This window comes from Psychroserpens sp. S379A (genome assembly GCF_049800755.1).
Taxonomy (GTDB): Bacteria; Bacteroidota; Bacteroidia; order Flavobacteriales; family Flavobacteriaceae; genus Psychroserpens.
The window spans coordinates 346,838-359,833 of sequence record NZ_JBNAFQ010000002.1; the positions used below are offsets into that span (position 1 = coordinate 346,838).

At 31.9% G+C, this 12,996-nt stretch carries 12 protein-coding genes and 1 tRNA gene; 1 reads left to right on the forward strand and 12 read right to left on the reverse strand.

What is annotated here, in order from left to right; all coding sequences use genetic code 11:
- Nucleotides 1-37 precede the first annotated feature (37 nt).
- The 5 genes from accB to pdxA all read right to left on the reverse strand — a co-directional run bounded on the left by accB (nt 38) and on the right by pdxA (nt 3,608).
- Entirely contained in the window at nt 38-526 is a 489-nt protein-coding gene (gene accB, locus ACP15M_RS06325) for an acetyl-CoA carboxylase biotin carboxyl carrier protein (RefSeq protein ID WP_425076343.1), read from the reverse strand.
- Nucleotides 527-559: 33 nt separating this feature from the next.
- On the reverse strand, nt 560-1,555 hold the full coding sequence (locus ACP15M_RS06330) for a beta-ketoacyl-ACP synthase III (RefSeq protein ID WP_425076344.1): 996 nt from the start codon (nt 1,553-1,555) through the stop codon (nt 560-562).
- 178 nt (nt 1,556-1,733) lie between these two features.
- Nucleotides 1,734-1,937 (reverse strand): 50S ribosomal protein L32, encoded by a 204-nt coding sequence (gene rpmF / locus ACP15M_RS06335; protein WP_425076345.1) that lies wholly within the window; start codon nt 1,935-1,937, stop codon nt 1,734-1,736.
- A gap of 8 nt (nt 1,938-1,945) precedes the next feature.
- Nucleotides 1,946-2,488, reverse strand: coding sequence for a YceD family protein (locus tag ACP15M_RS06340; protein WP_425076881.1), 543 nt, complete (start codon nt 2,486-2,488; stop codon nt 1,946-1,948).
- Between the two features lie 73 nt (nt 2,489-2,561).
- The gene (pdxA, locus tag ACP15M_RS06345; RefSeq protein WP_425076346.1) at nt 2,562-3,608 is read right to left on the reverse strand and encodes a 4-hydroxythreonine-4-phosphate dehydrogenase PdxA; all 1,047 of its coding nucleotides are present in this window, start codon (nt 3,606-3,608) and stop codon (nt 2,562-2,564) included.
- A gap of 126 nt (nt 3,609-3,734) precedes the next feature.
- Here pdxA and ACP15M_RS06350 point away from each other — a divergent pair, with 126 nt between their 5' ends.
- Complete coding sequence (locus ACP15M_RS06350; RefSeq protein ID WP_425076347.1) at nt 3,735-4,331, forward strand: riboflavin synthase; 597 nt, start codon at nt 3,735-3,737, stop codon at nt 4,329-4,331.
- Here the strand turns inward: ACP15M_RS06350 and ACP15M_RS06355 are convergent.
- The 7 genes from ACP15M_RS06355 to mce all read right to left on the reverse strand — a co-directional run bounded on the left by ACP15M_RS06355 (nt 4,328) and on the right by mce (nt 12,975).
- Nucleotides 4,328-4,531 carry a hypothetical protein gene (locus ACP15M_RS06355; protein WP_425076348.1) on the reverse strand — a complete coding sequence of 68 codons (204 nt, stop codon included), beginning with the start codon at nt 4,529-4,531 and terminating at the stop codon, nt 4,328-4,330. The genes ACP15M_RS06350 and ACP15M_RS06355 overlap by 4 nt on opposite strands.
- Nucleotides 4,532-4,763: 232 nt before the next feature.
- Nucleotides 4,764-5,513: a LytR/AlgR family response regulator transcription factor gene (locus tag ACP15M_RS06360; protein WP_425076349.1), complete on the reverse strand. Its 750-nt coding sequence runs from the start codon at nt 5,511-5,513 to the stop codon at nt 4,764-4,766.
- A 2-nt stretch (nt 5,514-5,515) separates the two neighbouring features.
- Nucleotides 5,516-8,497, reverse strand: coding sequence for a ligand-binding sensor domain-containing protein (locus ACP15M_RS06365; protein WP_425076350.1), 2,982 nt, complete (start codon nt 8,495-8,497; stop codon nt 5,516-5,518).
- 181 nt (nt 8,498-8,678) lie between these two features.
- Complete coding sequence (locus ACP15M_RS06370; RefSeq protein WP_425076351.1) at nt 8,679-9,395, reverse strand: hypothetical protein; 717 nt, start codon at nt 9,393-9,395, stop codon at nt 8,679-8,681.
- 161 nt (nt 9,396-9,556) lie between these two features.
- Nucleotides 9,557-12,106, reverse strand: a complete 2,550-nt coding sequence (locus tag ACP15M_RS06375; protein ID WP_425076352.1) for a T9SS type A sorting domain-containing protein — start codon at nt 12,104-12,106, stop codon at nt 9,557-9,559.
- A gap of 344 nt (nt 12,107-12,450) precedes the next feature.
- Nucleotides 12,451-12,524 (reverse strand) — tRNA-Ile (locus tag ACP15M_RS06380).
- Nucleotides 12,525-12,570: 46 nt separating this feature from the next.
- Nucleotides 12,571-12,975 carry a methylmalonyl-CoA epimerase gene (gene mce, locus ACP15M_RS06385; protein WP_425076353.1) on the reverse strand — a complete coding sequence of 135 codons (405 nt, stop codon included), beginning with the start codon at nt 12,973-12,975 and terminating at the stop codon, nt 12,571-12,573.
- Between the last annotated feature and the right edge of the window lie 21 nt (nt 12,976-12,996).

Genomic DNA, 12,996 nt, shown 5'->3' on the forward strand with positions numbered 1-12,996 from the left:
TGCATTAGACTTTAAACTTTAAACTTTAAACTTCAGATTATGATGGATCTACCAAAAATAACGGTTGATCAAATTCTACTGGTGAGGCATCGTCAACTAATATTTTGACAATTTTTCCAGAGACTTCTGATTCAATTTCGTTGAATAGTTTCATTGCTTCAATAACACAAAGCACATCGCCTTCACCTATTGACGATCCAACCTCAACAAACACAGGTTTGTCTGGAGAAGGTTTGCGATAGAATGTTCCAATAATAGGAGATTTTATAGTAATGTATTTTGAGTCGTCTGAAGCTTCAGGAGTTTCGGTAGCTGGAGCTGCTGGAGCAGGAGCAGCAACTGGAGCTGCTGGAGCTTGTGCTACTGGTTGACCCATTGGTATTTGTTGAACATAAGTGGTAGGTTCAGATTTTCCATCTGTTCCTGTTCTAATGGTGATTTTAACATCATCCATTTCTAATTTAACCTCACTTGCACCAGATTTTGCTACAAATTTAATTAAGTTTTGAATTTCCTTAATATCCATAATGAATTAGTCTTTAAATTAGTTAGTTAAAGTTTAGGAATTATAAGCCCATTTAAAATAAATGGAACCCCAAGTAAATCCACCACCAAAGGCAGCGAATATAATTTTATCGTCTTTTTTTAATTGTGATTCGTAATCGTGTAATAGTAATGGTAATGTAGCTGATGTAGTATTACCATACTTGTGAATATTCATCATTACCTTTTCTGGCTCTAATGATACTCGATTTGCTGTGGCTTCAATAATTCGTTTATTAGCTTGATGTGCAGCCAACCACGAAATATCGTCTTTGGTTAAGTTATTTCGCTCCAAGATACGTTCAGTGACATCTGCCATATTAAATACGGCATTTTTAAACACAGTACGTCCTTCTTGAAACACAAAATGTTTTCCTTCTGCAATTGCTTCAGGTGTTGAAGGATATGATGAACCTCCATATTGTGCATGAAGAAACTCTCGTCCTTCACCATTACTTCTTAAAAGCTCGTCTTGCAGTCCATAGCCTTCGTGGTTTGGTTCAAACAAAACTGCTCCTGCTCCATCACCAAAAATGATGCATGTTGCTCTATCTTTGTAATTAATCATTGAAGAATTTTTATCAGCTCCAATGAGTAATACTTTTTTATATTTTCCAGATTCTATATAACGTGCAGCTACAGACATTCCGTAAAGAAAGCTAGAACAAGCTGCTTCTAAATCGAATGAAAACGCATTTGTTGCTCCTATTTGAGTTGCTGTAAACGCTGCGGTTGAAGCCGCTTTCATGTCTGGAGTTGCAGTTGCAACGATTACTAATTCTATCTCTTTTGGATCTATTCCCTTTTTATTGATAAGGTCTTTAGCAGCATTTATAGCTAAAAATGAAGTTCCTTTTCCGTCTTCTTTAAGGATGCGACGTTCTTTAATACCTGTTCGTGTCGTAATCCATTCGTCATTAGTATCGACCATAGTTTCCAAAATTTGGTTGGTCAACTTATATTCAGGTAAATAAGCTCCTACACCTGTAATGGCAGCTGTTATTTTACTCATATCATTTTTTTAAAAGCAGTCTTAACAAGACTAAATCGTCAAAAAAAGGCGAAATTTCAATGAATTTACTAAATTTTGAACGAATATGGCGCAAATTAAGTCGTTTTTAAGACTTTTAGAAATTAAACATAAAAAAAACGCCCAAAGTTGAGCGTTTTATTATATGCTTGCATAATACTTATGCTAAGTTTTCTTCTGTTTCAGAGTTGTCAATTAATACTTGACCTCTGTAATATAATTTACCTTCGTGCCAGTGAGCTCTGTGGTAAAGGTGTGCTTCTCCTGTTGTAGGACACGTAGCAATTGTAGGAACAGATGCTTTATAATGTGTTCTTCTTTTATCTCTTCTTGTTTTAGATATTTTTCTTTTAGGATGTGCCATTTTATATGTTATTTATCCGTTAATAGTTTTTTTAATGTATTCCAACGAGGATCTATTTCCTCTGATGTTTCTTCTTTTTCTTGCAAGTCCTTTGGACTTAATTCTTCTAATTTTTTAAGTATGTCTGAATCTAATGTTCCGTCTTCTACTCCTGGATGAATTCGTTTAGCTGGCATTGACAATATGATTAATTCATATACGTATTGCGCAACATTTATTTCGTATTCACCATGAGGTAAAATAACAATATCTTCAAAATCATCATTATATTCATCTCCAAACTTTACAACCAAATTAAAGTCTCCATTGACCTCTTGATTATAAGGTTCATTTGTGATGTCACAATTAACATTTACAATGCCTGAAACATGAAAATGCAACTCTAACAGTGTTGTCTTTTTTTCGAAAGTCAATTCTGTTTTGACATCAACATCATTAAAATCATCATACTCAAAATGCTCAAAGAACGTTTTATCAATTTGATAATCAAAATGGTGCTTTCCTATCTTGAGACCAACATATGGTATGGTATAGTCTTTTAAAGGCTTCATCATCGCATTCATTTTGAGCCTGCAAATATATACATTTTTTATTAAATTTAAAGATGTTATAAACAAAAAATGTTTATATCTTTTTTGGTCTTGCTTTAAGAGGGTTTTTGGAGATGTTTTGGAATTCTATTCGGTTTTTAAAAATTTGAATGGCAGTAAAAACTGCTTCTTTGAACGAACCGTTATCGGCATTGCCTTTTCCAGCTATTTCAAAAGCTGTTCCATGATCTGGAGAGGTTCTTACTCTATTGAGTCCTGCTGTATAATTAACACCATTTCCAAAGGCAATGGTTTTAAAAGGAATTAATCCTTGGTCGTGATAAGCTGCAATAATAGCGTCGAAATTTTTGTAGTTTCCAGAGCCAAAAAAACTATCGGCTGAATATGGTCCATACACTAATTTATTATTTGCTCTAATTTTTTCTAAGGTAGGTTTTAATACATTGTCGTCCTCATTTCCTATTACACCATTATCTCCAGCGTGAGGATTAATTCCTAAAACAGCAATTTTGGGTTTATTAACTCTAAAGTCTTTAACTAAAGATTCGTAAACTGTTTTTACTTTGTCTTCAATGAGATCTGAGGTAATATGTGCTGGAACATCTTTTACTGGTACATGATCTGTTAGTAGTCCAACTTTTAAATTCTCAGTGACCATGAACATCAGACTTTTTCCGCCAAGTTTTTCAGCTAAATAATTGGTGTGTCCTGGGAATTTAAAATTTTCAGACTGAATATTATGCTTGTGAATTGGCGCAGTGACCAATACATCGATAGCTTCATTTTTTAAAGCAGTTGTCGCTTTTTCTAGAGATTTCACCGAATACGCTCCAATAGTCGTATTTTCTTCTCCAAAATTAATCTTAACATTTTCTTTCCACACATTTAAGACATTAATTTTACCATCAACAATTTGATCTGTGTGGTTTATACTATGAAAATTAATAGCGCTTTTAAAATGCTTTTTAAAAAACGACATTGTTTTTATTGAAGCAAAGATTACTGGTGTACAAAACTCCAACATTCTATTATCTTCAAAGGTTTTTATAATGATTTCTGAGCCTATTCCATTGAGGTCTCCTATAGAAATTCCTACTTTTATTCTGCTTTCTTTCTTCATTTATATTCTATTATCTTTTAGCATTGTTCTGTTATCGTTTTGGCTAAAATTTATAGGTCGTTTTAATTAAATACTATCTTTTGTATGTATTTTTGTGATTACAAATTTAACCATTTAATTGACATTATGTTTACAGGTATTATTGAAGACTTAGGGATTGTAACTCGACTTGAACATGAGCAAGAGAACCTTCATTTAACTATGCAATCAAGCATTACTCATGAATTAAAAATAGATCAAAGTGTTTCGCATAATGGTATTTGCTTAACTGTGATTCAAATTAAAGATGATACTTATACTGTAACAGCGATTAAAGAAACATTAGACAAAACTAACCTTGGTCATTTAAAGGTTGGAGATCAAGTAAACATTGAGCGTGCTATGAAACTTGGAGACCGACTTGATGGTCATATTGTTCAAGGTCATGTTGATCAAACTGCTATTTGTCAATCTGTTAAACCTGTTGATGGAAGTTGGGTTTTTACGTTTGAATACGACACATCTTTAAACAATATTACTATTGAAAAAGGATCGATAACTGTAAATGGTGTAAGTTTAACTGTTGTTGATTCAAAATTAAATCAATTTAGTGTTGCGATAATTCCATATACCTATGAACATACCAATTTTAATACGTTTGAAGTTGGAACTGTTGTTAACTTAGAATTTGATGTTGTTGGAAAATATATAAAACGACTGTACAATTTAAATACAGCATCTTAACGTTTTGAAAATTTGAAGCGCTTTATTACACCATAAGCTAAAGCAACTACAAATAAAACAGGTAAAAAATCATCAATTGGTAAACCAGGTGGTGGTGGTGGAACAGGAGGAGGTGGAGTTCCATCGGTCTGACCATTAGACACAAAACTTATTAATACAAATAAGATTGAGGCAATATATTTCCTGTTTTGCATTTTCATTAGTCCGTAAATGTATAAAAAAAACTGTGTCAACAAAATAAAAATTGAAAACTACTCTCTAAAAAACAAAAAACATCGTTGAAGTGTTAATTTGCTTTTTGAAATCGTTAAAATTTTCCTAATGTCAAATATATGCTTTTTTAATACATATAAAAGCAAATCAATATTATTTTAGTTTTAATTACTTGTTATGTTGTATTTTACTGTTTTTGTTTTGTATTTAAACATCTTCTTATTTGTGCATTTGATCTAACACGTCTATAACTTCGGCTTTTTTTCTCACAGAGACTGGAACACTTTTACCATTTGTTAGCATCAAATAACCTCCATCTGTTTTAATAAAAGCGTTGATGTATTGTAAATTAACCAAATGACTTTGATGGACTCTCAAAAAACCAAAAGGCTTTAACAAATCTGAAAAATATTTCAGGGTTTTAGTTACAAATACTTTTTTTCCTTCTTTTAAGTAAAACATCGTATTGTTACTGTCGGATTCGCAACGAATTATATCATCTAGATTAACAATACTAATTTTATCAAGTGTATGAAGCGAAATTTTATCAGGCTTTTTTTCAGGAGAACTCAACGTCTGTTTTAATATGTCTAGTCGTTCTTTATTGGGTTGAATTTGCTGCTTTGCTCTTTCAATGGCATTTGACAATTCTTCTTGAGCATAAGGTTTTAGCACATAATCTATGGCAGCAAACTTAAAGGCTTTAATGGCGTATTCATCACTAGCAGTGACAAAAATGATTTTCGATTTTAATTCTGGGAAAATTTCAAGTACGTCAAACCCTGTACCATCTCCAAGCATGATATCTAAAAACAAAATATCTGGCTGGTTATTACGAAGTACTTTTGCTGCTTCAACAACACTTTTGGCAGTATTTATAATTTTTATCTCAGGATGATGTATTTCTACGTCCTTTTTTAAAAGTTGCATTGCATCTTCTAAATCTTCTACAATGATTGCTGTTAACATAATTAATAATCGGTTTCAAGAGGGATTTTAAACATAATGGTTGTGCCTGTAATTGTTCCGTCTTGTTGTTTTGTTTCTTTAATTTCTAGCGCGTCTTTACCAGATATAGACTCTAATCGTTCTCGTGTAACTTTAAGTGCCATAGACTGATGATCGGTTTTTGGTTTTTGCTGTTGTGACTTATAAATTCCGATACCATTATCTTTAATAGTTACTTTCAATTTATCTTCAATTGTATCAAATTGAATGTTAAGTTGCCCTGTTCTTGATCCTTTTAAAATGCCATGTCTTATTGCATTTTCAACAAAAGGTTGAATTAACATTGATGGAATCAGAATTTCTTCCGTATCTAATTTAGAATTTGTAATAATTTTATATTCAAAAGGTTTTTCTGCCATTAAACGCTCTACTTCAATATAGTGCTTTAAGGTTTTAATTTCTTGGTCTAAGCTAATTTTATCTTTTCTAGAATTCATCAAAGTTTCTCTCAATAGTATTGCAAAACTATTCACTGTGGTATTCATCTTTTCTGGTTTTGTTGACGCCATTGCCTTGATGCCATTAAGAACATTAAAAATAAAATGCGGATTCATTTGCAAGCGTAAAGCCTTTTGTTCTAGGGTTAATAAATGGTTTTCAAGTTGCAGTCGTTCTTGCTCAATTATATTTTTTTGTTTTAATCTCTTAATGTATTGAAGACTTAAAAGAGCAAATATTAAAATGACTAATGCAATAAGCAACCATTGAAACCATGCTTTTTTGTGTAGAGGTGTTTCAATATAAAATGAAAATTGCAAAGGTTCACTTTCTGTCCATCTATGATTTCTAGATTGCACGATAAAATTATGATGTCCATAATGAAGTTCGGAGAAATCTTGCGAGTTGTGTGTTGTCCATAAACTCCAATCGCTATCGTTTAATTTGTAACGATATTCTATTCCGTTAGGATGATCAACATCGATGCTTTTAAATGTAAAACTAATTTGATTTTGATTTGGATTTAATTGCAGTACTTTATTTGAATTGCTCCAAGTTGATAAATTAATGGTGTCTATACTTTTGTAAGCCACTTTTACATCTTCAAAAAACAGTTTTGGCTTTTTAGAATTGAAGCTCATATTTGTTGGCTGATATTCGGTTAATCCATTAATAGCACCAAACCACAAATGGCCTTTATCATCTTTGTCTACAGCATTTAAACAGGTTTCAATGCCTAAGAACCCATCATTTCTTCCGAAGAAAAACACATCGTTAATCTCATTGTTTTTGTTTAATTCAATTTTGTCTACGCCTTTTTCTGAACCAACCCAAAGGTAGCCTTGATCGTCAAACATAAACTGATATACATTTTCTGAAGCTAAATTTTTTGTGCCTTTTAATTTTTTGAATGTACTAAAATTAACATCATTAGACCACCAAACACCATTACCTGCTGTACCTAAAAATATGGTGTTGTTATGAATTACAATGGAGTTAATTGAAATGCTTTGATCTAAAACCTGACCTAAATGCGAAACTCGATTTCCTTTTAAATAACCTATATGACCATTTTGAGTTGCATACCATAATCGGTTGTGATGGTCTCCAAACATGTCTCTTATATACACATCTTCTAGACCTTCAAGTTTAGAGTAGGTTTTATAAATGCTTAGTTTGTCTCGAACAGGATTAAAACCAAACTTTACAATTCCACTTGAATATGTTGCAGCCCAAATGGTGTCATTTTTAGCGTATACTGATCGAATCCAGTCAAAAGGAAACCCATTATTGGTATTAAAACTTTTAGTAATAACTTGTTCTATTGGAATTCTTTGTTTAGACTTTTTTAAGGTATCAATAACTATAGAATCTGATAAAATGGTTCCTCTAAATCCCAATCCTTTTCCGTCGGAACCAAACCAAATATTACCATCTTCATTACTTGTTATTGTTTTAATTTTAACTCCTGAAAATGTTTCGGGCAGTTCTACATCATGAATTCCCATAGCATCAATTCTCATTAATCCAGCTTCTGCATTAGAAATCCACAATCCTTTTTGGTTATGATGAACTGCGTAAATTCGATTACCATTTAAACCTGTTTCAACATTATAGAACTTAAAACTATTCTGAAAATATTTATAAAGTCCACCACCAGAAGTTCCAATCCAAATGTTTCCTTGCTGATCTGATAAAACATCTCTTACGTGAGATGTCGAAAGTCCGTTGGTATTTTTAATCTGAAATAAGACTTTATAAGTTTCAGTATCTAGCACTGAAACTCCAGTATTATCTGTTGCCACCCAAAGTTGATTGCTATTTTGAATAGATATGCTATTAATTCGCGACGGTTCTCTTATTAAATAAGCATCTTCGAAGTTTTGCGATTTAATAACCAAAATGCCATTATTAAATGTAGAGGCGAAAATTTTAGAACCCAAAACGGCTAGTCCTATATAATCATTATAATCTAATTGTTCGATGGTTTTTGCTTCTGTATCTATGGCACTCAATTTCCAAAGCCCATTGTTAGTTGCTAACCAATAGTGTTTACCATTAAAGACTAGATCGTTAATCTTGCTATTATTAATTGTTGAGTGTAATTGTAGTTTTTCTGCTGAAGTCGTATTCTTTAATTTATAAAGTCCGTCGTTGGTTAATAAATAGATTGTTTGATCAAACTTTAAAATTTCATTGACTTGAGGAATATTTATGTTAAAAAACTTGTCTTTTACTTTTATAGAAAGTCCTTTTTTTGTGCCTAAATATAACGTGTCGTTTGAAGCTTTTATGACTTGAATATAATTAGATGCCAATCCTTGAGTTTTATTAAAAACTTTAAAATTACTGCCATCAAATCTTGCCAAACCTCCTCCTTGAGTCCCTAGCCACAAATACCCTTTGGTATCTAATGTCATTGCATAAACTTGTGATTGAGGTAAGCCATCCTCTAAAGTATAGGCTCTAAGTTGCTTGTTTTGAGATTGTATTTTATAAAAAAACAAACAACAAAACACTAAAAGGCAGTATGATAAAATGCTTTTCAATATGGTATAACTATCTGAATGCAACTTACAATTTTGAACGCAGTTTTGAGCGTTGAAGTATATACATTTTTAATATCCTTAAAAAAGCGCCACGATCTTTAAAGAAACGCAGCGCTAAAAACATCAACTACAACATTTATTAATTTTCATCTTCACACAACACATAAGAAAGTCCAGTATATATTGGTTTAGTGTTTGTTTTAGCAATTAACGTATTTGTTTTTTTAAGTTTGTTATCTTTAAATACAATATATGATGCATTATCAACACGATCATCAAGTGCAATTACATCACCATTTAATTTAGCCTCTTTTTGATTTACTAAAGATATGTTCTCGTGATTTAGTCGCTTAGAACGAAACACAATTTTATCAATTTGAACTCCATTTTTAATAGCTCTAACTTGAAATTGCTTGTTGCCTTTAAAATCGTATCCTGCTTCACCAAAAAGAAATTTTATTTCTGGATTTGTAGAACTTGCTAGTGTTTTTTGAGAAATCATACCTCCAAAAACCCAACCTACTTGTGGTCCCATTTTAATTTTATACCATCTGCTTTTAATACCATTAATTGTATGAGGTGTATCACTTTTGGCTAATAATCTCACATTGGTTCCAATATTAATTGTTGTAAGTTGCTCACATTGTACTGACGGACAATCACGAAGTGAAACATCATCTGCCAACACATATTTTGAGGCTTTAGTTGCTGAAGTTGAGTAAACATCGAATTCTACTTCTTTTGTTTGCGAATACACATCTGAAGCAATAAAACATACTGCTACAATAAGTAAAGCTTGAAATATTCTAAGCTTCGTTTTTACGATTTTCTCCTGAGTTTTCTTTAAAGTTTTCATAATGATTTGTTTTATGGGTTTATACTTGTTTGATTCAAATATAGACCGACTTTAGAGTGAACAAGAGGAGCTTCTAGAATTCGTAATAGTTAAACTAGAATTCGTTGAGGAAACATTTATAAAAATAAAAGTTCTTCAATCGTTTAGCCTTTTTAAATGCATTATTGCTTTATAAATTTTGATGTATATTCTCTAGTATTAGACGTAGTTATCTTTATAAGATATATACTTTTATCAAGTGTAGAAACATCAATAGTATCACCTCCTGATGTTTGCTTTAACACCAATTGTCCTGTGAGGTTGTAAATTTCTACTAAATGAATACTTTCCTTATTTTTAGTATTAATTTTCAAAGTATTGCTTACAGGGTTTGGAAAGATTGCCATTTGTTCTGTATTAGCATTTTCAAAATCATCTATTGAAAGATTCTCATCATTTCCTATTAGTCTCACTACACCAAAGGATTCATGGCCTCGATAAGAAAAGAAGTTACCTCCAAGCCAAATTTTATTGTCTGGTTGAATCAAAATATCTTTACAACCATAAACATCATTTATATTATTTTGAAAAAAACCACCTAAATCCATGCTTCCGTTTAGACTTATATCAAAATCTGTATCTATAGTTCCATCATCATTTAGCTGTACCAAACCTCTTCGATATCCACCATTATTAAAAATAAAACTAAACGTACCTCCCAAAAGTATTTTATCGTTGTCTTGAATTGCTATAGATTTAGTATTGTAGAATAAAGCTGTAAAGCTATCATCAATACTGCCATCCATATTTAGCCTTCTAGAGACGTATCCAGTAGCTACATAAATTTTACTAGGTGTCAATGCAAAATCTAAAATAGCATCTTCTGAAGTATAGTTCCAAAGAAACTCATTGTCTTGAGGAGGTGTAAAAGAGAAGTCTTTTGTTCCTGTTTCATATAAACGAACGAGATAACGTTGCTCATCTCCATTAAATGTTGTGAAATTTCCTCCAACAATAATTTTAGCATCTTCTTGTAATATAAGTGAGGTTACTCTACCATTAAATGAATTTTCAATATTAAAAGTTGAGTCTTTTGTTCCGTTTTCATTTAAACGAACTAAATAATTTTGTGATTGACCATTGTATGTCGTAAAATTTCCTCCAATAACTATTTTGCCATCAGGTTGTAGAGCAATTGTTTTCACATAAGCATTAAATCCTAAGCCTATATTAAAAGTTGTATCTATCGTACCATCATGGTTTAATCTAATGAGATGATTCGCGTTCTGTCCATTATACATTGTAAAATCACCACCAATTAAAATTTTACCGTTGGGCTGTATTAGAATTATTTTTACATCGCCATTAAATCCCGAACCAATATTAAATGACATGTCTTTTGTTCCGTCATCACCATTAATTCTTATGATTCTATTTTGTGAAATGGTGTTAAACGTAGTAAAGCTACCTCCTAAAATTACTTTTCCGTCTTCTTGAAGTGCCATTGTAACAACTTCATCATTAAATCCTTGACTTAAAAAAGAAGTATCTAATGAGCCATCTTGATTTAATCTCACATAACAGTCTCGCATTCTTCCCTCAAATTCTGTAAACATGCCTCCCAAGAGTATTTTACCATTAGATAATTCGACAATTGTATTTAATTGGCTAATTGAGTCTTCATCAATAGACAAACTATTGTCAAGGCTTCCGTCACTATTTAACAACCAAAGGTTCTTTTGCCCATATAATGTAAAAGAATTACCCACTACCAATATTTTTCCATTAGCCAGTAAATTCATCGTTGTAGGTGTATTATTTCCTACATTGGAAACAGAAAACTCATTTATAAAACTATCATCAATGCTTCCATTACTATTTAATCGTATTAGGTGAGCTTTTGGTTGTCCATCCCAAGTTTCAAATCCACCAGCTATTAGTATTTTATTGTCAGGCTGAAGCAGTATTCTTCCTACAACAAACCCAATATTTCCTCCTGACCCTATATCAAATGTTGTATCTTTTGAACCATCAGGATGTAAACGAATTAAAGTGCCTTGACTCTGATTGTTAAAAACAGTAAAACTTCCACCTAATAATACCTTTCCGTCAGATTGAAGTGCAATTGTTCTAACACCTCCTGTTCCATTAGGAGGACCGCCTTCTGGTCCGAAATCGAAAGAATGATCTATTGAGCCATCTGTATTTAATCGACATGCATTATACTGATTGTGTCCGTTAACCTGTACACTAAACTGACCTCCTATTATTATTTTACCATCTGGTTGCAAGGCCATGTCATATAGAATGCCTCCTCCACTAGTGAATTGAGAAGGTACAAAAGAAGTATCTTTAGTTCCGTCTGAATTTAATCTAATAATGTAATTTGCAAATTCTCCATTAAATGAACTAAATAATCCACTCACTAATATTTTTCCATCTGACTGAATTATAATGTCAGATATGATAACATTACTCGTATTATGAGTAAATGAATTTATTTGAAAACTTGTATCTGTACTTCCATCGGTATTAAATCTTGCTACTCTACCATTAGTGTTATAATAAGCACCTCCTACTAATATTTTTCCGTCTGGTTGAGTCACTATTTTATTAACCGAAGTGAAAGATGCATAATCATTACCAATTGTTAAATCTACATCTGCAGGATTGTTTTGAGTGTTTCCTAATAAACTGATAAAGAGTATGAGGCCTGTTAAAATTTGTTTCATTTGTTTGTGATTTTTTAGTCCTTGATAGCTTCATAAACTTAGAGTCAGTTCATTAATGCATCACTAGTATAACAAGAAAGGCATCTATTTTCCCCTTGTTTGTATATTATAAAAAATGAAAATTGAGATAATTAACTAATAATAAATGTCTTGGTTGTTCATCAATTTAAAATATTGAGAAAACAAATTTTTAAAAAATGGGCTCCTAAAAGACTACCATATTTATCTTATGCTCTGTTTAAAATGGAATTATAAAAAAATGGCAAGTGCTAAGTGAATACTAGCTTAATGGAATAAAACAAAAAAAGACTCTAGTAAAAAACTAAAGTCTTAGATTAAATTTGTGGTCCCACTTGGGCTCGAACCAAGGACCACCTGATTATGAGTCAGGTGCTCTAACCAACTGAGCTATGGGACCAATAAGGCTGCAATATTACTACATATTTTCAAAGACTGCAAGAAATTTATTCCTTAATATCTTGACATAACTCAATGAGAACGCCATTTGTAGACTTAGGATGCAAAAAAGCAATAAGTTTGTTATCTGCTCCTTTCTTAGGTTTCTCGTGAATCATTTTAAAGCCTTCCTCTTGTAAACGCTCAATTTCAGACTTAATATCATCAACTGCAAATGCAATGTGGTGTATGCCTTCGCCTTTCTTTTCAATAAATTTAGCTATCGGACTTTCTTCATTAGTAGCTTGTAGCAATTCGATCTTATTAGGTCCTGCTTTAAAAAACGAAGTCATTACGCCTTCACTCTCTACAGCTTCAATTTTATAATGTGAGTTGCCTAACAACTTTCCAAATAAATCATTAGACGATTCTATATCTTTTACTGCAATTCCAATATGTTCAATTTTTTTCATAGTTCTTTCTCGAGAAAGCGA

Excerpts from the sequence above, each read along its gene's own strand:
- ACP15M_RS06340 (WP_425076881.1), bottom strand. The coding sequence starts at position 2,488 with ATGAAGCCTTTAAAAGACTATACCATACCATATGTTGGTCTCAAGATA.
- mce (WP_425076353.1), bottom strand. The coding sequence starts at position 12,975 with ATGAAAAAAATTGAACATATTGGAATTGCAGTAAAAGATATAGAATCG.
- rpmF (WP_425076345.1), bottom strand. The coding sequence starts at position 1,937 with ATGGCACATCCTAAAAGAAAAATATCTAAAACAAGAAGAGATAAAAGA.
- ACP15M_RS06370 (WP_425076351.1), bottom strand. The coding sequence starts at position 9,395 with ATGAAAACTTTAAAGAAAACTCAGGAGAAAATCGTAAAAACGAAGCTT.
- pdxA (WP_425076346.1), bottom strand. The coding sequence starts at position 3,608 with ATGAAGAAAGAAAGCAGAATAAAAGTAGGAATTTCTATAGGAGACCTC.
- accB (WP_425076343.1), bottom strand. The coding sequence starts at position 526 with ATGGATATTAAGGAAATTCAAAACTTAATTAAATTTGTAGCAAAATCT.
- ACP15M_RS06360 (WP_425076349.1), bottom strand. The coding sequence starts at position 5,513 with ATGTTAACAGCAATCATTGTAGAAGATTTAGAAGATGCAATGCAACTT.
- ACP15M_RS06350 (WP_425076347.1), top strand. The coding sequence starts at position 3,735 with ATGTTTACAGGTATTATTGAAGACTTAGGGATTGTAACTCGACTTGAA.
- ACP15M_RS06355 (WP_425076348.1), bottom strand. The coding sequence starts at position 4,531 with ATGAAAATGCAAAACAGGAAATATATTGCCTCAATCTTATTTGTATTA.
- ACP15M_RS06330 (WP_425076344.1), bottom strand. The coding sequence starts at position 1,555 with ATGAGTAAAATAACAGCTGCCATTACAGGTGTAGGAGCTTATTTACCT.
- ACP15M_RS06375 (WP_425076352.1), bottom strand. The coding sequence starts at position 12,106 with ATGAAACAAATTTTAACAGGCCTCATACTCTTTATCAGTTTATTAGGA.